The organism is Serratia sp. GW822-FHT06D09, from assembly GCF_058799515.1.
Window position 1 is genome coordinate 85584 of record NZ_JBXALO010000014.1, and the last position, 22093, is coordinate 107676.

A 22093-nucleotide genomic window follows, 5' to 3' on the forward strand; every position below is an offset into this window, starting at 1 on the left:
TTTATCGGAAATATCAGTCACTGATAATTGAGCACTCACCTCATTACCATAACCAATCGAAAACTTGATGTAAATCGTCAATATCCCATTCATCGGACATTGAGGGTTGTCTCAGATATTCACTGTGTTAGGGTATAGGGGACTATTATTTTCTATTGGGAAATTTTTATCGTTTGATAATTCATCAGAGGAAACAGCAAATTGCATGGCAATTAAACTCGAAGTAAAGAACCTGTATAAGATATTTGGCGAACATCCGGATCGCGCTTTCAAACTGATTGAAAAAGGCCTGACAAAAGACCAATTGCTTGAAAAAACCGGATTATCACTGGGCGTAAAAGACGCCTCTCTGGCCATTGAAGAAGGCGAGATATTTGTCATCATGGGGCTTTCCGGATCCGGAAAATCCACCCTGGTACGCCTTCTCAATCGTCTGATAGAACCCACCCGCGGTCAGGTGCTGATTGATGGCGAGGATATATCTAAAATATCCGACAGCGCACTGCGCGCCGTACGCCGTAATAAGATCAGCATGGTGTTTCAATCATTCGCTTTAATGCCGCATATGAATGTATTGAATAACACCGCGTTCGGTATGGAATTGGCCGGCATTCCACCGCAGGAGCGCCAGGAAAAAGCCCTGGAAGCATTACGTCAGGTCGGGCTGGAGAATTATGCCTATTCTTATCCCGATGAACTTTCCGGCGGGATGCGTCAGCGCGTGGGATTAGCCCGTGCCATGGCGAATAATCCGGACATATTATTGATGGATGAAGCCTTCTCGGCGCTGGATCCATTAATCCGTACCGAGATGCAAGATGAGCTGGTCAAATTACAGGCCCAGCATCAGCGCACCATCGTCTTTATTTCCCATGATTTGGATGAGGCAATGCGTATTGGCGATCGTATTGCCATTATGCAAGGCGGAGAGGTTATTCAGGTCGGTACGCCGGAGGAAATATTAAATAATCCGGCCAACGATTATGTCCGCACCTTCTTCCGTGGCGTCGATATCAGCCACGTTTTCAGCGCCAAGGATATCGCCCAGCGTCGTCCTGTCGCCCTTATTCGCAAAACCCCCGGTTTTGGTCCGCGTTCAGCACTACAGCTGCTGCGCGATGAAGACCGCGATTATGGTTATGTTATTGAACGCGGGAAGAAATTTATCGGCGTGGTGTCGGTAGATTCACTCAAGCAGGCGCTGGCGGCCAACCAGACGTTGGATGACGCCCTGCTGGAAGCCCCTGCCCCGGTCCCGGCCGACATGCCGCTGAGCGAACTGATTTCATTGGTTGCCCTGGCGCCCTGTGCGGTCCCCGTGGTCTGCGAAGAAAATAACTATATCGGAATTATTTCCAAGGCCATGCTGTTGCAGGCCTTAGATAAAGAGGGCCCAGCGAATGAGTGACACTACACAGGATCCATGGGCGACTGCGCCTGCCGACCCCAGCGCCGCACCGGCGACTGACGCCGCAACCTCGTCAGCGCCCGCCGGCGATGCCTGGTCTAGCACACCGCCACCAGAAACCCATGACGCCGCCAATCAGGCCGCTCAGGGTGCCGACTGGCTTAACAGCGCACCGGTCCAACAGGAACATTTCAGCCTGCTGGATCCGTTCCACAAAACCTGGGTGCCGTTTGACTCCTGGGTGACCCACGGCATCGACTGGCTGGTGCTGCACTTTCGCCCGCTGTTTCAGGGCATTCGCGTACCGGTCGATTTTATTCTCAGCGGCTTTCAGCAGCTGCTGCTCGGCATGCCTGCCCCGATCGCCATTCTGCTGTTCTCGCTGATTGCCTGGCAGCTCTCCAGCCTTGGTATGGGGGCTGCGACGCTGGTGTCGCTGATTGCCATTGGTGCGATTGGCGCCTGGTCGCAAGCCATGGTGACCCTGGCGCTGGTCCTGACCGCCCTGTTCTTCTGTATCGTCATCGGTCTGCCGCTCGGCATTTGGCTGGCGCGCAGCAAACATGCCGGCAAGGTGATCCGGCCACTGCTCGACGCCATGCAGACCACGCCGGCCTTCGTCTATCTGGTGCCGATCGTCATGCTGTTCGGTATCGGTAACGTGCCGGGGGTGGTGGTGACCATTATCTTTGCGCTGCCGCCGATCGTGCGACTGACCATTCTGGGCATTAACCAAGTGCCTGAGGATCTGATCGAAGCCGCCGAATCCTTTGGTGCCAGCCCGCGCCAACTGCTGTTTAAAGTGCAACTGCCACTGGCAATGCCAACCATTATGGCCGGCGTAAACCAAACGCTGATGTTGGCGCTGTCGATGGTGGTTATCGCCTCGATGATCGCCGTTGGCGGCCTGGGCCAGATGGTATTGCGCGGTATCGGTCGTCTGGATATGGGGCTGGCCGCCGTTGGCGGGGTCGGTATCGTGATCCTGGCGATTATTCTCGACCGCCTCACCCAATCGCTGGGGCGCGATCGCCGCAGCAAAGGCATCGGCCGTTGGTATGCTCACGGCCCGATCGGGTTAGTCACCCGGCCCTTCATCAAAAAGCCTTAATCGCCCTGCCCCCGGCCAAACGTCGGGGGCACCGACAGCATTTATAAAAACGAAGGAACCACTATGCGCTCGACAGGAATTTGGGCTCTGGCCCTGACTTCATTGCTAAGCACACAGGCGTTCGCCGTCGAATTACCCGGCAAAGGCGTCACGGTAAAACCGTTGCAAAGCACCCTCGCCGAAGAAAGCTTCCAGACCGAATTGGTCAACCGCGCCCTGGTCAAGCTGGGCTATGACGTCCAGCCTACCGACGAGGTGGAATACAATATCGCCTACACCTCTATCGCTTCCGGCGACGCCACCTACATGGCGGTGAACTGGGATCCGCTGCAAACCGACATGTACCAAAGCGCCGGCGGCGACAAGAAGTTCTATCGCCAGGGTGCCTATATCACCAATGCGGCCCAGGGTTATTTGATCGACAAGAAAACCGCCGATCAATACCACATCAGCGATATCTCCCAGTTAAAAGATCCCAAGCTGGCGAAGTTGTTCGATGCCGACGGCGACGGCAAGGCCGATCTGGCCGGCTGCGAACCTGGCTGGGTGTGCGGCAACGTCATTAACACCCATATCAAAGCCTATGGCCTGAGCAACACAGTGACTCAAAACCAGGGCAATTACTCCGCCATCATCGCCGACACCCTGACTCGCTACAAACAGGGTAAACCGGTGCTGTATTTCACCTGGACGCCGTACTGGGTGAGCGATGAGCTGGCACCGGGTCGTGATGTGGTTTGGTTAACCGTACCGTTCTCCGCCAGCCCAGGTTCGTTGAAAGATAACGATACCGCCTTGCCGAACGGCAAAAATTACGGCTTTTCCGTCAACAACGAACATATCGTCGCCAACAAGCAATGGGCCGAGGCTAACCCGGCCGCCGCCAAACTGTTCGCCATCATGAAACTGCCGCTGGCGGACGTGAACGCGCAGAACCTGCGCATGCACAAAGGCGAGAACAGCGCCGCCGACATACAACGTCACGTAGACGGCTGGATCAAAGCGCATCAGGTCACTTTTGACGGCTGGATCACTACGGCTGCGGCAGCAGCGAAATAATCCCAGGGTGCCGGAAATTCCGGCTTCATAACATAAAAAGGTATTTCACTATGCGCACTACAGGAATCTGGGCGGTTGCCCTTACCACACTGATTAGCTCACAGGCGGTTTCCGCCGCCGACTTGCCCGGTAAAGGTGTCACCGTTCAGCCGGTGCAAAGCACCATTTCAGAAGAGACCTTCCAGACGCTGCTGGTCAGCAAGGCGCTGGAAAAGCTGGGCTATGACGTTAAAGACACCCGCGAAGTGGACTACAACGTCGCCTACACTTCCATCGCCTCCGGCGACGCGACCTTCCTGGCGGTAAACTGGGATCCGCTGCACGCCGATCAATACAAGGCCGCAGGCGGTGACGCCAAATTTTACCGTGAAGGGGTTTACGTCAACGGGGCGGCGCAGGGGTATCTGATCGACAAGAAAACCGCCGATAAATACCACATCACCAACGTTGAACAGTTGAAAGATCCCAATATTGCCAAGCTGTTCGATACCAATGGCGACGGCAAGGCCGACCTGACCGGCTGTACGCCAGGCTGGGGCTGCGAGGCGGCCATTAACCATCACATCAAAGCCTACGGCCTGGAGAAAACCGTCGAGCACAATCAGGGCAACTACGCGGCGATGATTGCCGATACCATTACTCGCTACAAAGAAGGTAAGCCGGTGCTGTACTACACCTGGACGCCGTACTGGGTGAGTGACGTGCTGGTGCCGGGCCGCGACGTTGTTTGGTTGCAGGTGCCGTTCTCCGCCATGCCGGGCGAGCAGAAAAACCTCGATACCAAGCTGCCTAACGGCGCCAACTATGGTTTCCCGGTCAACACCATGCGCATCGCCGCCAACAAGCAGTGGGCCGAAGCCAACCCGGCGGCCGCCAAGCTGTTTGCCATCATGAAGCTGCCGATTGCCGACGTGAATGCGCAGAACCTGCGGATGCATGAAGGCCAGGCCTCCGAAGCCGATATCCAAAACCATGTAAATGGCTGGATCAAGGCGCATCAGGCCACCTTCGACGGCTGGGTGAAAACCGCCGCGGAAGCCGCGAAGAAATAATCACCCTGGGCGCGGCAACCTGTCGCGCCCTATTCGCTGATTTCAATCCCGCTAAACTGTAAAAAACGCTCGGCGGTCCGTGGCAGCGGCTGCGGCCAAACGCAGTACACCTGACGCCGTGGACCATCTTCTATCGGAATCGACACCAGCGTGCTCAAGCGCTGCGCCGTCGAAATCGGCACAATGCCCGTCGCCAACCCACGGCGTACCAAATTCTCCAGCCATTCGATATGGTCAATCTCAAAACTGACGTGACGCTTGATGCCTGCAGCCTGAAACGCGCGGTCAGTCTGGCGCCGGGCACCGGTCCCGCTGTAAAAGTCCACCAGCGGCACTTCCGACAAGGTTTGCAAATTCACGCGTTCCCGACTGGCTAACGGGTGTTGTGGTGACACCAACGCCACCAGTGGCTCGTCGGTCAGTTGCCGATGGGACACCGGCAGCATATCGATATCCCCCGGCCAGAGGCCGACAAACGCCACATCGGTCTTTTGCTGACGAACGTCTTCCAACAACTCTTCACTCATGCCCACGTACAGCCGGATATTCACTGCGGGATAATGGCGGTGAAAGTTACCCAATTTTTCGGTCAGATCAATCGCGTTTATGGTGGAAATTGTGCCGATGGTCAGGGTACCGGAAACCGTGCCGCTGGCGGCGACAACCTCTTCCACCAGCATCTGTTTTGCCGCCAGCAGTCGCTGCGCCGGTTGAATAAATGCCTGCCCGGCGGTGGTCAACCTGACCCGGCGCGAAGTACGCTCAAACAATGCACAGCCCAGCTCCTCTTCCAATTTGGCGATCTGGTGGCTGAGCGCCGATTGCACCGTATGACAGCGCTGCGCCGCCCGGGTAAAACTCTGCTCTTCGGCAACCGCCAGCGCAAAACGGATCTGTTTCAGGTTCATTCATTTATCTCTAAATGAGATTAATCAGATGAAAATTATACATTGGTTTAACCCGCTGTCCTGCCCGATACTTGCACCACTTTTTCTTGTGATTGAAACCAATGAGCCAACAAAATTCACCTCCAGGCCTCAGCCCGGCACTGATTGTGCTGATCGCCATCGCCACCGGTTTGGCCGTCGCCAGTAACTACTACGCGCAGCCACTGCTGGAAACCATCGCTCAAAACTTTGGGCTATCGGTCAATCAGGCCGGTTTTATCGTCACCGCCGCCCAAATGGGCTACGCCGTAGGCCTGCTGCTGCTGGTGCCGCTCGGCGATATGTTTGAACGTCGTGGGCTGATCGTGTTTATGACGCTGCTGGCCGCCGGAGGCATGCTGATCACCGCCAGCTCCACCACGCTGCCGATGATGATCCTGGGGACGGCCCTCACCGGGTTGTTCTCGGTAGTGGCGCAAATTTTGGTGCCGTTGGCCGCTACGTTGGCACACCCGGAAAAACGCGGGAAAACCGTTGGCATCATTATGAGCGGCCTGCTGCTCGGCATTCTCTTGGCACGTACCGTAGCGGGTGCACTGGCTTCAATCGGCGGTTGGCGCACCATTTACTGGGTGGCCAGCGTGCTGATGATCCTGATGGCGTTGATCTTGTGGCGCGCGCTGCCACGTTACAAACAGCACTCCGGACTGAATTACCCTCAGTTGCTGAAGTCTATTTTCACCCTGTTTTGCGGTTCACCGCTGCTGCGAACCCGTGCAGTGCTCGGTGCGCTGTCCTTTGCCAACTTCAGCGTGCTCTGGACCTCAATGGCTTTCCTGTTGGCGGCCCCGCCTTTTGGTTATTCCGAAGGGGTCATCGGCCTGTTCGGGCTGGTGGGGGCCGCCGGAGCGTTGGCCGCCTCCCGTGCCGGGCATTTGGCGGATCAGGGCAAGGCGGGATTAACCACTACGGTAGGCCTGGTACTGCTGCTGCTGTCGTGGATACCTATCGCTTTCGCTAAACAATCGCTGTGGGCACTGATCGTCGGCATTCTGATCCTCGATCTGGCCGTGCAGGCCGTACACGTTACCAACCAGAGCGTGATTTATCGCATTATGCCGGAAGCGCGCAATCGCCTGACGGCCGGCTACATGACCAGCTATTTTATCGGCGGCGCTCTGGGTTCGCTGCTGTCTGCCTCAGCCTATCAGCACGCGGGGTGGACAGGGGTCGCTGCAGCAGGGGGCATTTTGTGCCTGTTTAACCTGCTCACCTGGTGGTTGGGCAAGCGTCATGATCCCCAGGGACCGGCGGCCATCTGATTAGCAAGCGAATAGTCATAGCGGAAATTTATTAGCGGCGCAGGGTATAAACATTACTTACTCTCTGGTAATGTTCTGGGGATAAACTATTGGTTCCCTATATACCCTGCGATTCAAATACATTATGCAAAGCCAAGCTGCAGAAAGTATCAATCCCCCAGCCGTCAGTTCCACCTTCACCCACGGCATTGTCGACAGTTTACCGATCGTTATCGGCTATGTGCCGGTGGCTTTTGCGTTTGGCCTTAGCGCCGTTAAGCTGGGGTTCTCCCCGCTAGAGAGCATTTTCTTCTCCTGCATCATCTATGCGGGCGCCAGCCAGTTCGTGATCACCGCCTTGTTAAGCGCCGGTATGTCACTGTGGGTTTCCGCGCTGACCGTGATGGCAATGGATATACGGCACCTGTTGTATGGTCCTGCTTTGCGCCACCGCATCGTCTCGCGCATGTCGGGCGGCAAAACTGCGCTCTGGGCCTTTGGCCTGACTGATGAAGTGTTCGCCGCCGCCACCGCTAAATTGATGCGCAATAACCGCAGTTGGAGCGAGAACTGGATGATCGGCATCTCGCTTTGCTCCTGGCTGTCTTGGGTCGCAGGCACCGCGCTGGGTGCCGTATTCGGCAATGGGCCACTAGAGCAGTTCCCGGTGATTGAAGCCTCATTATCCTTTATGTTGCCGGCGCTGTTCCTCAGCTTCCTGCTGGCGGCATTTAAACGTCCGCAAAGCCTGACCATCGCCGCCGCTCTGGCCGGTGCGCTGCTTGGCGTAGTGCTGTTCTCTATCCCAGTGGCCATTTTGGCCGGCATCAGCGCCGGTTGTATCGCAGCCCTGTTCCAACCCTCGGCAACGGAGTCCATTGATGAACACTGATGTGCTGGTGATCGGCCTGGTGGTCGGCTGTGCTAATTATCTGTTCCGCTACTTACCCTTGCGTTTGGCGCCTGCGCGGGCACAACCTGGGATCAAACGCGGTAAAACCGCACTGTTACTCGACAGCATCGGCATCGCCTCAATCTGCGCGTTGCTGGTGGTTTCCAGCACCCCGGTAGTGATGCGTGAACCGGACAAGCTGTGGCCCACTCTGGTCGGTTTCGCCGCGCTGGGCCTGTGTTTTTACCGAACCAAAAGCATCATTTTGTCGACGCTGATTGGCGCGGCATCCTTTGGCATTACATTAAAGTTATTTATGATTTTCAGTCAGGGTAACCTTTAATCTTAGGCAGCACGTCGCATTAACCCTTTTGCTTAAAGTGGGTTTATTGACAATCCGCTGACAAATGACACGAATTGCTAAATTAATCACCCTGCTGAACATTTACATTATTAATCACTATCGTTACTATCTCGAACGAAACTAATGAGGCCCAAAATTATGGAAAGCTCGTTTGCTCCCATTGAACAAATGCTTAATTTCCGCGCCAAGCGTCAGAAAGATTTCCCTTACCAGGAAATCCTGCTGACCCGCCTGTGCATGCACATGCAAAGCAAGCTGCTGGAAAACCGCAATAAAATGCTGAAAGCACAAGGGATTAACGAAACATTGTTTATGGCGCTGATTACTCTGGATGCGCAGGAAAGCCACAGCATTCAGCCTTCTGAGCTAAGCTCTGCCCTGGGCTCGTCACGGACCAATGCCACGCGCATTGCCGACGAACTTGAGAAACGCGGTTGGATTGAACGCCGTGAAAGCGACAACGATCGTCGCTGCCTGCACCTGCACATGACGCCGCAGGGAGAAGAGTTTCTCAATCAATTGCTGCCACCGCAGCACAAGTGTCTGCATTTCCTGTGGTCCACGCTGAACGATGATGAACAGCAACAGCTTGAAAAGCTGACGCGTAAGCTGTTGACGCGCCTGGACCAGATGGAAGTTACAGAACAGTTATCCCAATAATTTCTGTTCAGGTACATACATACTATGCGATCCCCATTTAACTGGAGATTCACCCCACTGTTCGCCGTATTACTGCTGGCCGGGTGTGCGTCTACCGATAATATTGCCCCGCAATCCACCCTGATGGATCCGCAGGCTCTGCAGCTTGCGCAGCCGAAGGTCAGCTCGTTGAACGTCAGCCCGCAGTGGTGGCGCGCGCTTAACGACCAGCAGCTTGACGCGCTGATGACCCAGACGCTGCAAAGCTCCCCTTCGCTGCGACAGGCAGCGGCACGCGTACGCGAAGCACAAAGCGTAATGGGGGAAGCCAGTGCCGCCAACGGGCCGAATCTGGATCTCAACGCCAGCAGCAATCGCCAGAAAGTGCCGCAAAACGTGAACCTGGGGCTGGGGTATCCTCATCAACCGATCTACGAAACCTCCAACTCGCTGGGGCTGAACCTGGCCTATGAATTCGACTGGTGGGGCAAATACCGCAACCAGGTCAACGCCGCCAAGGCACAGGTCGATGCGGCCCGCGCCGAGCAGGAACAGGCCGCGTTGACGCTGACCAGTTCGGTAGCCTCCGCCTATTACCAGTTGCAGAGCAATTTCGCGCTTGAAAAGCTGTTGCAGCAGGAAGTGGACAACAACCAACGCCTGGCGGACTTGCGCCAACAGCAATACAAGGCCGGCATCACCGGCGTTGATGTTCCGCAACAAACCCAGGCGCAAGCCGACGGCGCCAAGCAGCAGATCCTGCAATTGCAATCGCAGATTGAACAGCTCAGACACCAACTGGCTGCGCTTGCAGGCCAGGGCCCGAACGCCATGCAGCACCTGCGCCCGGTGGCCCTTCCCGCCAGCAATTTAATGGCGCCAAAAGGTGAGCTGACCGCCGATCTGTTGGGCAAACGTCCGGATATCGCCGCACAGCGTCAGTTGGTGGAGTCCTATAACCAACGCGTCAGCGCCGCCCGTAAAGAATTTTACCCCAGCCTGACCATTTCAGCTTTTGCCGGCCTGACCACCACCAACACCAGTGGGACCAGCCCGAATCTGTTTGAAGCGGCCAGCCAGGCCTGGAACGTGATGCCGGCAATTTCATTGCCGATCTTCCACGCCGGTGCGCTGCGCAGCAAGCTGGGTGAGGAGTCCGCGCTGTATGACCAGGCGGTGGAGTCCTATAACCAAACCATCCTGAATGCCGTGCAGGAAACCGCCGATGCCATCACCGTCCAACAAAGCACTGCGCAACAGCAGCTGCAGGCGGCATCTGCGTCCGAATCGATGCAACAGGTGTACCGCGTCGCTAACGCTCGATACCAGGCAGGGATTATCGGGCGCGACCAGTTGTTGACCAGCCAAACGCAGCTTTTGCAGCAGCAGCAGGCGGAACTGAATGCCAGCAGCAATTTGCTGCAGGCGAAGATAGGACTGATCCGTGCGCTGGGCGGTGGCTATCAGGCCCCGGCCGCTACGGGTTCAAAAGCATAATAAAATAGAGAGCTTGGAGAACACCATGAGCGCAAGCGCGGAGACTCAAAACCCGCAGCAACCGGCAGGCAAAAAGAAGCAGCGTAAATTTTGGCTGCTGCTGCTGACGGTTATTTTCATCGTTATTGGGGTGGCATATTTAGTCTATTGGTTCCTGGTGTTACGTCATCATCAGGAAACCGACGACGCCTATGTTTCCGGTAACCAGGTCCAGATCATGGCCCAGGTGAACGGCAGCGTTAACCGCGTCAACTTCGACAATACCGACTATGTGAAACAGGGTGACGTGTTGATTACCCTTGATCCGACCGATGCCGAACAGGCGCTGGAACGCGCCAAAACCGGCCTGGCCAATAGCGTGCGTCAGACCCACCAGCTGATCATCAACAGCAAGCAGTATCAGGCCAACATTGCCCTGCGCAAGTCTGACCTGAGCAAGGCTGAAAACGATCTGAAACGCCGCGTCGTGCTCGGCAGCGTTGACGCTATCGGCCGTGAAGAGCTGCAACATGCTCGCGATGCAGTCGACAGCGCCAAGGCGGCGTTGGAAGTGGCGGTGCAGCAATACAACGCTAACCAGGCGATGGTATTGAATACCCCGCTGGAGCAGCAGCCGGCCATTCAACAGGCCGCAGCGCAAATGCGTGACGCCTGGCTGGCATTGCAACGGACCAAAATCATCAGCCCGATCACCGGTTATGTCTCACGCCGCAGCGTACAGGTTGGCGCGCAAATCGCCGCCGGTTCCCCGCTGATGGCAGTGGTGCCAGCCGATCACATCTGGGTTGATGCCAACTTCAAAGAAACCCAAATCGCCAATATGCGTATCGGCCAGTCGGCTACCGTAGTCAGTGACATTTACGGTGATGACGTGGTGTACAACGGTAAAGTGGTCGGTATCGATATGGGTACCGGCAGCGCCTTCTCACTGCTGCCTGCGCAGAACGCCACCGGTAACTGGATCAAGGTGGTTCAGCGTCTGCCGGTACGTATTGAACTGGACGCCAAGCAAATCGCCGATCATCCGCTGCGTATCGGTCTGTCGACCCTGGTTAAAGTTGACACCACCAATCTGGACGGCCGCGTGCTGTCTGACGTGGTGCGCGACAAACCGCTGTACCAAAGCGACGCCCTGGCGTTGAACCTGGCACCGGTTAACCAAATGATCGCCGACGTGATCCATGCGAATGCCGGTTAAGCGCGCGGGAGGCTACCTTGGCACAGAAACCGCTTGAAGGTGCTCAGCTCGCCTGGATGACGGTCGCGCTTGCCCTGGCGACCTTTATGCAGGTGCTGGACTCCACCATTGCCAACGTGGCGATCCCAACCATTGCGGGTAACCTCGGGTCTTCCAACTCGCAGGGAACCTGGGTGATCACTTCGTTTGGCGTGGCGAACGCCATTTCCATCCCGATCACCGGCTGGTTGGCAAAGCGCATCGGTGAAGTGCGGTTGTTCCTTTGGTCCACCGCGCTGTTCGTACTCGCCTCCTGGCTGTGCGGCATTTCCAACAGCCTGGGCATGCTGATCTTCTTCCGCGTGATCCAGGGTGTGGTCGCGGGGCCGTTGATCCCGCTGTCGCAGAGTCTGTTGCTGAACAACTATCCGCCCGCCAAGCGAGCGATGGCCCTGGCACTATGGTCGATGACGGTGATCGTTGCGCCCATTTTCGGGCCTATCCTCGGCGGTTATATCAGTGACAACTATCACTGGGGCTGGATCTTCTTCATCAACATCCCGATCGGTGCCGTGGTGATCCTGGTGGCGATGTCGACGCTGAAAGGCAGGGAAACCAAAACCGAGATCAAACCGATCGATACCGTCGGTCTGGTGCTGCTGATCGTCGGTATAGGGTCGTTGCAGGTGATGCTCGATCAGGGCAAGGAGCTCGACTGGTTCAACTCGACCGAGATCATCGTTCTGACGGTGGTGGCGGTGGTGGCGCTGCTGTTCCTGATTGTCTGGGAACTGACGGACGACCACCCGGTGGTGGATTTGTCACTGTTCAAATCGCGCAACTTTACCGTCGGCTGCCTGTGTATCAGCCTGGCCTACATGCTGTACTTCGGCGCCATTGTGCTATTGCCGCAGTTGCTGCAGGAGGTTTATGGCTATACCGCCACCTGGGCAGGGCTGGCTTCGGCACCCGTCGGGTTGATACCGGTATTGCTGTCGCCGATCATCGGCAAGTTCGGCAACCGGCTCGATATGAGACGATTGGTGACCTTCAGTTTCATTATGTATGCGGTGTGCTTCTACTGGCGCGCCTATACCTTTGAACCGGGAATGGACTTCGGCGCCTCGGCCTGGCCGCAGTTTATTCAGGGCTTCGCCATCGCCTGCTTCTTTATGCCATTGACCACCATTACGCTGTCCGGTCTACCGCCCGAGCGCATGGCGGCGGCATCGAGCCTGTCGAACTTTACTCGAACACTGGCGGGATCGATCGGGACATCGATCACCACGACCTTGTGGACCCAGCGAGAATCGCAGCATCACTCGCAGCTGACGGAGTTTGTGAATCCTTACAACCCACAATCCCAAGAGATGTACCGGCAGTTGGAACAAATTGGCATGAGCAAGCAGCAGGCCTCAGCCTACATCGCCAACGAGATCACCGCGCAGGGGCTGATTATCTCCGCCAACGAGATCTTCTGGCTGTCAGCCGGGGTGTTCCTGGTCCTGCTGGTGCTGGTCTGGGTGGCGAAACCGCCGTTCAGCTCCGGCGGTGGGGGCGGCGGCGCTCACTAAACCAGATAAAGCAAAACGGGCGCCCAGAGGCGCCCGTTTTTTATTTATACCGTTGCAGCCAGGCGACGGATATTAAGCCTGGTTTTGACGCCACCAATCGGCCAGCAAAATGCCGGTCGCGACCGATACGTTCAGGCTTTCTACCTTGCCGGTACCACCGATAGACACGTTCATATCACCCTGCTGCCAGGCGCTGTCGCTCAGGCCATCACGCTCCTGCCCCAACACCAGCACCATTTTGGCCGGCAGCTTAGCCTGCGCCAATGGGGTGCCTTTATGGCTAGAAGTGGTCACGATGGCGTAACCGGCCTTGCGGAAAGTATCCAGCACCGACAGGAAGTCATCTGCGCTGATCGCCTTGATGTGTTCCGCGCCGCCTTCTGCGGTACGTACCGCCGCACCGGACTCCAGCAATGCCGGATCCTGCAACAGAACGCCATTCACGCCAAAGTGTGCGCAAGAACGGACGATAGCGCCCAGGTTGTGCGGGTTGCCCACCTCTTCCAATGCCAGCACGCAGTCTTTCGCCGGTGCTTCTTTCAGATAGGTTTGCGCATCCAGGCCCTGACGTTTTTTGATCAGGAAGCATACGCCGCCGTGGTGCTCGGTGCCGGACGCTTTGGCCAGCTCTTCTTCATCTACCACGTGGTAGGCTTTGCGGTTGGCTGCCATCCAGCGCAGCGCTTCACGAAAACGCGGCGTGACCGACTGCACGAACCAGGCGCGGACGATCGCGTCCGGACGGCTGGCAAACAGCGCCTGACAGGCGTTTTCACCGTACACACGGGTTTCTTCCGCACGCTGGCGACGCAGTTGCTCTGGATCGATAAAGCTTTTGCCGCTGATGCCACCGTGATCGAACGCCGGCTCTTCTTCCGGACCACGAGACACGGTTTTCCATGGCGAATCATAACCGCCACGGTCTTCAGTACGCGCTGGACGGCGAGGACGATCGCTTTCACTGCGGCGGGAATCAGAGCCAGAGCCACGGCGATCGTTGTTACCGCGCGGCTTGTCCTGACCGGTACGGCCCGAAGAGCGAGCACCGTCTGCCGGACGGCCTTTGCCGGCCGGACGCTTATTCTTGTTACGGTCGTCGCCGTTACTGTCGTCGTCACTGCGGACGTACATCACTTTAACTTTACCGTTCTTGCCACTAAATGAATCGTTCATTTTCTTCTCCACCAACGCGCAGGGCGCGAAGATTACCTGATGTTGGGGTGCTAAGCCACCTACTTGCGCTAAAAGCTAACAACTATCGTATTCATTGAACAAACCTCTTTGTTCATTGACGCGCTTTTAACGATAATAAGCAGCATTAAAGATACATCTCCGCAACCCGAATGCGGTATGTCGTGCTTTCCCAGTATCCGAGGTCATCATGAATACAGTTTGTCCCGCTTGTAATGCCACCAACCGCGTACCTGAAGATCGTGTGGCTGACGGCGCAAAATGCGGCCGTTGCGGCCATGCGCTTTTTGACGGTGAAGTGATCAATGCCACCGCCGCGACACTGGACGCGCTGCTGCAGGATGGCCTGCCGGTGGTGGTCGACTTTTGGGCACCGTGGTGTGGCCCTTGCGTCAGCTTTGCGCCGATCTTCGAAGACGTTGCCGAAGAGCGCGCCGGTAAAGTCCGCTTCGTAAAAGTGAATACCGAGGCTGAACCGGAACTGAGCGCCCGTTTCCGCATCCGCAGCATCCCGACCATTATGCTCTTCCGCGACGGAAAAATGGTCGACATGCTCAATGGCGCCATGCCGAAAACGCCGTTTGATAACTGGCTCAATGAACTAGTTTAACGCAGAAAGTCCAGGCGGTGTTGCCCATTGTCAATGACACCGCCGCATTTCAAACCGGCCCGAACGCTCCCGTCGGGCTTTTTTCTGCGTTACAATGGCGTTTTTTTCCCCGGGATCTTTATGACCGACAACGCCGTACTTCGCCTGCGCCAGTTTCGCCTGGAACGATCAACCCGCCCTTTTCTGGCGCGTGGCAACCGCATTACGCGTTGTCAGGGGTGTCTGCTGCCACAAAAAAACTGCCTGTGTGACACTATCCAGCCGCAGCCGGCCGCCAGCCGTTTTTGCCTGATCATGTTTGGCGCAGAACCGCTCAAACCAAGCAATACCGGCAGATTGATCGCCGATATTCTGCCGGATACCCAGGCGTTTCTTTGGTCGCGTACCGAGGTTGACCCTGGCCTGCTGGCGGCGATTAACGATCCCGAACGTCAGCCTTACGTGGTGTTTCCCGCATCTTATGCCGCCCCTGAACGACCGGTATTCAGCGAACTGCCCGTCGGTGGCAAACCGCCGCTGTTTATTATGCTCGACGGCACCTGGACCGAGGCGAGCAAGATGTTCCGCAAAAGCCCGTACCTCAATCAGTTTCCGGTGTTTTCGCTCAATGTTACCGCCGCCTCAAATTACCAACTGCGTGAAGCCAGCCGCACCGAGCAGCACTGCACCGCGGAAGTGGCGACAGCGCTGTTGCAACAGGCCGGTGATACCGCCGCGGCCGACGGCCTGGCTGAGCATTTTCGCTACTTCCGTCAACAGTATCTGGCAGGGAAACCTACTCGCCCGGAGGCATCGGTCACAGCAAAGCCGTTGTAAAACGCCTAGAATCAAGGCGGTAATGTTGCCTATAGCCAATAGCATTCGAAAGACAGGTAGGCGGCAACTGAACGCATCCCAGGGAGCTTAGTTAACTAAGTGACCAGGGTGAGAGAGGGCAGCCAACACCCCTGTCTTTTGAAGGATAACGGATATAAAGGAGCCGTGCATGAGCCAGCGAGGGTTAGAAGCGCTTTTACGTCCTAAATCGATTGCCGTTCTCGGCGCTTCACAGCAGCCTGGCCGCGCCGGCAACCTGATGATGAGCAACCTGCTGGCCGGCGGCTTCAACGGGCCGGTCATGCCCGTCACGCCGCGTTATAAGGCGGTATGCGGAGTCATGGCCTACCCGGACGTCGCCAGCCTGCCGCTCAGCCCCGATCTGGCCATACTGTGTACCCATGCGCATCGCAATCTGGCCTTGATTGAGGATTTGGGCAAACGCGGCTGCAAAACGGCCATTGTGCTCTCCTCGCCGCCAGAACAGTTCGCCGAGCTGAAAGCCTGCGCGCAGCGTTATTCGATGCGCCTGCTGGGGCCGAACAGCCTGGGCCTGCTGGCCCCCTGGCAAGGCATCAACGCCAGTTTCTCGCCGGTACCGATCCTCAAGGGCAAGCTGGCGTTTATTTCCCAGTCCGCCGCGGTGGCCAATACCATTCTCGACTGGGCACAGCAACGCGAAGTCGGCTTTTCCTATTTTATCGCGCTGGGCGACAGCCTGGATATCGACGTCGACGACCTGCTGGATTTTCTGGCGCGCGACAGTAAAACCAGCGCCATCCTGCTGTATCTGGAAAACATCAGCGATGCGCGCCGCTTTTTATCTGCCTCGCGCAGTGCTTCGCGCAACAAACCCATTCTGGTGGTCAAAAGCGGACGCAGTCAGCAGGCCCAACTGTTGCTAAACAGTCAGCAGGGGCTGGATGCCGCTTACGATGCCGCAATCCAACGCGCCGGTTTACTGCGCGTACAGGATACCCACGAGCTGTTCTCGGCAGTGGAAACGCTGAGCCATATGCATCCGTTGCGCGGAGAGCGGTTGATGATCGTCAGCAACGGTGCGGCACCGGCGGCAATGGCGCTGGACGAACTGTTGGGGCGCAACGGCAAGCTGGCGCCGCTGGGAGACGAGATCCTGGCGCAGTTGGGTGACGCCTTGCCCGACTTTATACGCGCCGGCAACCCGATTGACCTGCGAGACGATGCAACACCGCAGCGCTATCTGGCGGCGGTCAAGACCCTGCTCGACAGCCACGACTACGACGCTTTATTGCTGATCCACGCACCTAGCGCGGCAGCCCCAGGCACCCTGACCGCCGAACGTATTATCGAGGCCGTGCGTCAGCACCCGCGTGGCAAACGCGTGACTTTGCTGACCAACTGGTGCGGCGAGTACTCTTCGCAAGAAGCCCGCCGGTTATTTACCGAAGCCGGTATTCCCACCTACCGAACGCCGGAAGGTGCAGTAACCGCGTTTATGCATATGGTGGAATATCGCCGTAATCAGAAACAGCTTAAAGAAACCCCGGCGCTTCCGGTCGGTCTGACGGCCAACACCGCCGACGCTCACCGATTGATTCAGCAGGCGCTGGCGGAAGGCGCAACGCAGCTCGATACCCACGAGGTACAGTCGATTCTAAAGGCCTATGACCTGACGACGCTGCCTACCTGGATTGCCGAAGACAGCGCCGAAGCCGTGCATATTGCCGAGCAAATCGGCTATCCGGTGGCCCTGAAGCTGCGCTCCCCCGATATTCCGCACAAGTCTGAAGTTCAGGGTGTAATGCTCTATTTGCGCACCGCTACCGAGGTACAACGCGCCGCTGAGGCAATTCTCGACCGCGTTAAACGTACCTATCCACAAGCGCGCATTCACGGCCTGCTGGTTCAGAGCATGGCCAACCGCGCCGGAGCGCAGGAGCTTCGTATCGCGGTGGAGCAAGATGCCATTTTCGGCCCGCTGATCATGCTGGGTGAAGGCGGTATCGAATGGCGCCAGGAAAATCAGGTCGCCGTAGCGCTGCCGCCGCTGAATATGGCGCTGGCGCGTTATCTGGTATTGCAGGCGGTGAAAGGCGGAAAAATTCGCGGCCGCAGCGCTTTACGACCGCTGGATATCCCTGGACTGAGCCGCTTGCTGGTGCAGGTGTCCAATCTGATCCTCGACTGCCCGGAAATTACCCGTCTGGATATCCACCCGGTTCTGGCCTCTGGCAGCGAATTCACCCTGCTCGACGTTTCCATGCAGCTTGCTCCGTTCGAAGGTGATCCGCAGGCACGCTTGGCGATCCGTCCTTACCCTCATGAGCTGGAAGAAACCATCGGATTGAAAGACGGCTCGCAATGCCTGTTCCGACCGATCCTGCCAGAAGATGAACCCGCGCTGAAACACTTTATCGATCGCGTGACCAAGGAAGATCTCTACTATCGCTACTTCAGTGAGATCAACGAGTTTACCCATGACGATTTGGCTAACATGACGCAGATCGACTACGATCGGGAGATGGCTTTTGTCGCGGTGCGGGATGACCAAATCATTGGCGTAACACGTGCCCTCTCCGACCCGGATAATACCGACGCGGAATTTGCCGTGCTGGTGCGTTCAGATCTGAAAGGGCTCGGTCTGGGGCGTCAACTGTTGGAAAAAATGATTGCCTATGCCCGCGCCCACGGGTTGGCCCGCCTGACCGGCATCACCATGCCTAATAACCGCGGAATGATAGCGCTGGCGCAACGGCTGGGCTTTGGCATCGATGTGCAGCTTGAGGACGGTATTGTCAATTTGACCCTGCCGCTGCAGGCGGAAGAAGCGCAGTGACCTGTGTCGCAATGCGCTACGAATCCACCACTTAACGCCAAAACATACGCACAATCGGGACAACTAGTGGTATTATCGCCCGATTATTCGATTTACTGTTTTCCCGTATTTGGCGTTCCGGCCATCTAATCATGAGAGAAGAAGCGCACTGTGATGTTGTCAAAATTTAAACGTAGCAAACATCAACAACACCTTGCACAACTGCCCAAACTCCCCCAGACGGTAGCTGATGTACGTACTTTGTACACACCGTCTGATTACCGTGCCACGCTGCTGGAATTGATCGCTAACGCCACCCAACGCATTTATCTGGTCGCTCTGTATCTGGAGCATGACGACGCCGGACGCGATATTCTCAACGCGCTTTATCAAGCCAAGCAGCGGTGCCCGGCGTTGGAGATTTGCATTCTGGTCGACTGGCATCGTGCCCAGCGTGGGCGCATCGGCGCCGCGGCCGCCAATACCAACGCCGATTGGTATTGCTCAATGGCAGACCAGCACCCAGAGCTTGCCGTGCCAATCTACGGCGTGCCGGTGAATACCCGCGAAGCCCTGGGCGTGTTGCACCTGAAAGGTTTTGTGATCGACGATACCGTGGTTTACAGCGGTGCCAGCATCAATGACGTTTACCTGCATCAGCATGAGAAATACCGCTACGATCGTTACCAGTTGATCACCAATGGCGAATTGGCCAATACCATGATCGATTACATCAAGCAGCACCTGCTGACCGCCGGTGCCGTGCAACGTTTGGATCGTGACGATCGTCCCAAGAGCCCGGAGATCAAAAACGAAACTCGCTTATTTCGTTTCGGTCTGCGCCGAGCCGGTTATCAGTTTCGCAACCAGGCGGGCAACGATGAGCTGGCGGTAACGCCGCTGGTTGGGCTGGGTAAGCAAAGCGTGTTGAATAAAACCATTCACCATCTGATGTCCTGTGCCGATCAGAAACTGACGCTGTGCACCCCTTACTTCAACCTGCCGGCCCTGCTGGTGCGCAATATCATCTATCTGCTGCGCCAGGGCAAACAGGTGGAAATTATTGTGGGCGACAAAACCGCCAATGATTTCTATATTCCGGAAGATCAGCCGTTCAAAATTATCGGCGCCCTGCCTTATCTGTACGAAATCAACCTGCGACGCTTTCTCAGCCGCTTGCAGCGCTACGTCGATACCGGCCAGTTGATTGTTCGCCTGTGGAAAGACGGCGATAACAGCTACCACCTGAAAGGCATGTGGGTGGATGACGAATGGCAGTTGATTACCGGTAATAACCTCAATCCGCGCGCCTGGCGGCTGGATCTGGAAAATGCCATTCTGATCCACGATCCCAAGCAGGAGATGCGTGAGCAACGGCATAAAGAGCTGGAGTGCATCCGCACTCACACCACCGTGGTGGGGAACTACCTGGAACTGCAAAGCATCCAGCAGTACCCGATCAAAGTGCGCAAGCTGATCCGCCGTCTGCGCCGTATCCGTATTGACCGGTTGATTAGCCGTATACTGTAATCCCGCTATAATTTAGCTATCGCAGACCCCGGCCTATGCCGGGGTCAGATTGTTGACAAAGGGGAATAAAAGCGTGGTTTTTCCCCCTTTGTGTCATCAGCCGAAAATCAATAAATTGATTTTCCTGATTTATTTTCAAAACCTTTAACGCCTGCTGACAAACATTATATGTTTTTCAGCAGTCTCACCCCGGCCTATGCCGGGGTTTTTATGTGTCATGACAACAGGATGTTTTCATTATGCGCCCACTCCGCTGCCTGGCCGTGCTCCCCTTTTTATTGCTCACCAGCGGCTGTACCCACCTGGCAAATGACAGCTGGACCGGGAAAGACAAGGCACAACACTTTGTCGCCTCTGCGGCTTTCGCTGCCGCCGGTGCGGCTTATGGCGATCATCAAAACTGGAATGAGGCACGCAGCCGCAGCTTTGGCCTGATGTTTTCAATCGGGCTCGGCGCCGCCAAAGAACTGTATGACAGTCGCGAAGGCGGCACCGGCTGGAGTTGGAAAGATTTTGCCTGGGATGTCGCGGGAGCAGCGACCGGCTATAGCCTTTACCACGCAACCCGCTGATTCACAGCTGGATCTCTTTCCCTTTGCGGTGCAAGCGAAGAGAAACGATCAGCGCCAGCAGACACATGCCGGAAACATACCAGAAGAAGGCATTCTCGAAGCCAAACGACTTCAGCGACAGTGCAACATATTCCGCCGACCCGCCAAACATCGCATTAGCCACCGCATAAGACAGGCCAACGCCTAACGCACGCACCTCCGGCGGGAACATTTCAGCCTTCAGCAGCCCGCTGATCGAGGTATAAAAACTGACGATAAATAACGCCAGCACAATCAGACCGAAGGCCGCATAAGGGTTGCTGACATTTTTCAGCGTCAGCAAGATAGGCACGGTCAGCAAGGTCGCCAACGAGGCAAAGATCAGCATTGAACTGCGGCGACCGATCTTGTCTGACAATGCCCCGACCAAGGGCTGCAGCAGCATGTAGATAAAGAGTGCGGCGGTCATAATGCCGCTGGCCAGCTTGGCGTCCATCCCGGAAGTATTGACCAGATACTTTTGCATATAGGTCGTAAAAGTATAAAAACTCAGCGAACCACCGGCGGTAAAGCCCAACACCATCAGGAAGGCTTTACGATTTTTCCACAGCCCCTTCAGTGACCCCGCATCTTTATGGTTACGGGTTTTGGCATCGGAGGTTTCATTCAGCGACCGACGCAGATATAACGCCACTACCGCCAATACCGCGCCAATCGCAAAGGGAATACGCCAGCCCCAAGCCTTTAGTTCCTCGGCAGAGAGGATCTGCTGCAGAGCCACCAGAACCAGCAACGCCAGCAATTGGCCGCCAATCAGCGTGACATACTGGAAAGAAGCATAGAAACCACGTCGCCCTTTTATTGCCACCTCGCTCATATAGGTGGCGCTGGTACCGTACTCACCGCCGACCGACAGGCCCTGGAACAGACGCGCAACCAACAGTAGCACCGGAGCCCAACTTCCGATCGACTCATAGGTCGGTAAACAGGCGATCACCAGCGATCCTGCACACATCATGCAAACAGAGATCAGCATCGAGTTTTTGCGACCATGCTTATCGGCAATATAACCGAACAACCAGCCGCCGATCGGGCGCATGAAGAAACCGGCGGCGAACACGCCGGCAGTTTGTAGCAATTGGGTGGTGCTGTTACCGGCGGGGAAAAATGAAGCGGCAAAGTAGATAGAACAGAAGGAATAGACGTAAAAATCAAACCACTCCACCAGGTTACCCGATGAAGCGCCAACAATAGCGAAAATGCGTTTCTTTTTGTCCTGCACTGCCGGATCGACGGTATTTCCATCCTCAATCGCCGAGGTTGTTTCTGTCATTTTCTATTCTCCGAGCCAGATAAACCGTGAAGTCGGCGTCCTGCCGCTTAAATGTAACTCAAGTGTTAATATTGAGTTAACAATTAAAACAAATAGCGGGCGAAGAATATAGCGTGATTTTTGTGATGCGCATTGAAGACTGGCGTGAAAATTGGGCGAAATAACAGCAAATATTTATATAGCGGACATAGCAAAAAGGCCATCCTTGCGGATGGCCTCTTGGCTTATTTGATGCCTGGCAGTGTCCTACTCTCGCATGGGGAGACCCCACACTACCATCGGCGCTACGGCGTTTCACTTCTGA

Annotated in this window: 19 protein-coding genes; 16 read left to right on the forward strand and 3 right to left on the reverse strand. The window is 56.2% G+C overall.

All coding sequences use genetic code 11. From position 1 onward, the window contains the following. The first annotated feature begins 205 nt into the window (after positions 1 to 205). The 4 genes from proV (at position 206) to proX (AC1RKG_RS23295) (ending at position 4630) form a co-directional block, all read left to right on the forward strand. The gene (proV, locus tag AC1RKG_RS23280; RefSeq protein WP_020828310.1) at positions 206 to 1408 is read left to right on the forward strand and encodes a glycine betaine/L-proline ABC transporter ATP-binding protein ProV; all 1203 of its coding nucleotides are present in this window, start codon (positions 206 to 208) and stop codon (positions 1406 to 1408) included. Beyond that, the gene (proW, locus tag AC1RKG_RS23285; protein ID WP_116691881.1) at positions 1401 to 2519 is read left to right on the forward strand and encodes a glycine betaine/L-proline ABC transporter permease ProW; all 1119 of its coding nucleotides are present in this window, start codon (positions 1401 to 1403) and stop codon (positions 2517 to 2519) included. Before proV ends, proW begins: the two co-directional genes overlap by 8 nt. Before the next feature lie 63 nt (positions 2520 to 2582). Continuing rightward, positions 2583 to 3578, forward strand: a complete 996-nt coding sequence (proX, locus tag AC1RKG_RS23290) for a glycine betaine/L-proline ABC transporter substrate-binding protein ProX (RefSeq protein WP_046372790.1) — start codon at positions 2583 to 2585, stop codon at positions 3576 to 3578. A 50-nt stretch (positions 3579 to 3628) separates the two neighbouring features. Then, entirely contained in the window at positions 3629 to 4630 is a 1002-nt protein-coding gene (proX, locus tag AC1RKG_RS23295) for a glycine betaine/L-proline ABC transporter substrate-binding protein ProX (RefSeq protein WP_020828313.1), read from the forward strand. 29 nt (positions 4631 to 4659) lie between these two features. Here the strand turns inward: proX (AC1RKG_RS23295) and AC1RKG_RS23300 are convergent, their stop codons facing one another. After that, entirely contained in the window at positions 4660 to 5538 is an 879-nt protein-coding gene (locus tag AC1RKG_RS23300; RefSeq protein WP_020828314.1) for a LysR family transcriptional regulator, read from the reverse strand. Positions 5539 to 5639: 101 nt separating this feature from the next. Between AC1RKG_RS23300 and AC1RKG_RS23305 the strand changes: the two genes are divergently transcribed. From AC1RKG_RS23305 to emrB, 7 genes are all read left to right on the forward strand, one after another. Beyond that, positions 5640 to 6839, forward strand: coding sequence for an MFS transporter (locus AC1RKG_RS23305; protein WP_048761032.1), 1200 nt, complete (start codon positions 5640 to 5642; stop codon positions 6837 to 6839). Between the two features lie 124 nt (positions 6840 to 6963). Next, the gene (locus tag AC1RKG_RS23310) at positions 6964 to 7710 is read left to right on the forward strand and encodes an AzlC family ABC transporter permease (protein ID WP_116691877.1); all 747 of its coding nucleotides are present in this window, start codon (positions 6964 to 6966) and stop codon (positions 7708 to 7710) included. Beyond that, positions 7700 to 8053, forward strand: a complete 354-nt coding sequence (gene ygaH / locus AC1RKG_RS23315; RefSeq protein ID WP_020828317.1) for an L-valine transporter subunit YgaH — start codon at positions 7700 to 7702, stop codon at positions 8051 to 8053. Before AC1RKG_RS23310 ends, ygaH begins: the two co-directional genes overlap by 11 nt. 159 nt (positions 8054 to 8212) lie before the next feature. After that, positions 8213 to 8734, forward strand: coding sequence for a transcriptional repressor MprA (mprA, locus tag AC1RKG_RS23320; protein ID WP_020828318.1), 522 nt, complete (start codon positions 8213 to 8215; stop codon positions 8732 to 8734). Positions 8735 to 8758: 24 nt separating this feature from the next. Continuing rightward, positions 8759 to 10210 (forward strand): efflux transporter outer membrane subunit, encoded by a 1452-nt coding sequence (locus tag AC1RKG_RS23325; protein WP_122080065.1) that lies wholly within the window; start codon positions 8759 to 8761, stop codon positions 10208 to 10210. A gap of 25 nt (positions 10211 to 10235) precedes the next feature. Next, positions 10236 to 11408: a multidrug efflux MFS transporter periplasmic adaptor subunit EmrA gene (emrA, locus tag AC1RKG_RS23330; RefSeq protein ID WP_046372788.1), complete on the forward strand. Its 1173-nt coding sequence runs from the start codon at positions 10236 to 10238 to the stop codon at positions 11406 to 11408. A gap of 17 nt (positions 11409 to 11425) precedes the next feature. Beyond that, positions 11426 to 12961: a multidrug efflux MFS transporter permease subunit EmrB gene (emrB, locus tag AC1RKG_RS23335; protein WP_048761023.1), complete on the forward strand. Its 1536-nt coding sequence runs from the start codon at positions 11426 to 11428 to the stop codon at positions 12959 to 12961. A gap of 72 nt (positions 12962 to 13033) precedes the next feature. Here the strand turns inward: emrB and AC1RKG_RS23340 are convergent, their stop codons facing one another. After that, positions 13034 to 14134, reverse strand: coding sequence for a tRNA/rRNA methyltransferase (locus tag AC1RKG_RS23340; protein WP_020828322.1), 1101 nt, complete (start codon positions 14132 to 14134; stop codon positions 13034 to 13036). Positions 14135 to 14342: 208 nt separating this feature from the next. On the opposite strand from AC1RKG_RS23340, the gene trxC reads away from it, so the two are divergent. The 5 genes from trxC (at position 14343) to AC1RKG_RS23365 (ending at position 20477) form a co-directional block, all read left to right on the forward strand. Beyond that, positions 14343 to 14762 carry a thioredoxin TrxC gene (gene trxC, locus AC1RKG_RS23345; protein ID WP_041414882.1) on the forward strand — a complete coding sequence of 140 codons (420 nt, stop codon included), beginning with the start codon at positions 14343 to 14345 and terminating at the stop codon, positions 14760 to 14762. A gap of 120 nt (positions 14763 to 14882) precedes the next feature. Continuing rightward, positions 14883 to 15578 (forward strand): tRNA-uridine aminocarboxypropyltransferase, encoded by a 696-nt coding sequence (locus AC1RKG_RS23350; RefSeq protein ID WP_142814526.1) that lies wholly within the window; start codon positions 14883 to 14885, stop codon positions 15576 to 15578. A 169-nt stretch (positions 15579 to 15747) separates the two neighbouring features. Further along, a complete protein-coding gene (locus AC1RKG_RS23355) occupies positions 15748 to 18396 on the forward strand; it encodes a bifunctional acetate--CoA ligase family protein/GNAT family N-acetyltransferase (protein ID WP_122080066.1) in 2649 nt (882 codons plus the stop codon). A gap of 153 nt (positions 18397 to 18549) precedes the next feature. Beyond that, positions 18550 to 19905: a CDP-diacylglycerol--serine O-phosphatidyltransferase gene (gene pssA / locus AC1RKG_RS23360; protein ID WP_020828326.1), complete on the forward strand. Its 1356-nt coding sequence runs from the start codon at positions 18550 to 18552 to the stop codon at positions 19903 to 19905. Positions 19906 to 20144: 239 nt separating this feature from the next. After that, a complete protein-coding gene (locus AC1RKG_RS23365; RefSeq protein ID WP_020828327.1) occupies positions 20145 to 20477 on the forward strand; it encodes a YfiM family lipoprotein in 333 nt (110 codons plus the stop codon). Between the two features lies 1 nt (position 20478). On the opposite strand, the gene AC1RKG_RS23370 is transcribed toward AC1RKG_RS23365, so the two are convergent. After that, the gene (locus AC1RKG_RS23370; protein ID WP_020828328.1) at positions 20479 to 21789 is read right to left on the reverse strand and encodes an MFS family transporter; all 1311 of its coding nucleotides are present in this window, start codon (positions 21787 to 21789) and stop codon (positions 20479 to 20481) included. Between the last annotated feature and the right edge of the window lie 304 nt (positions 21790 to 22093).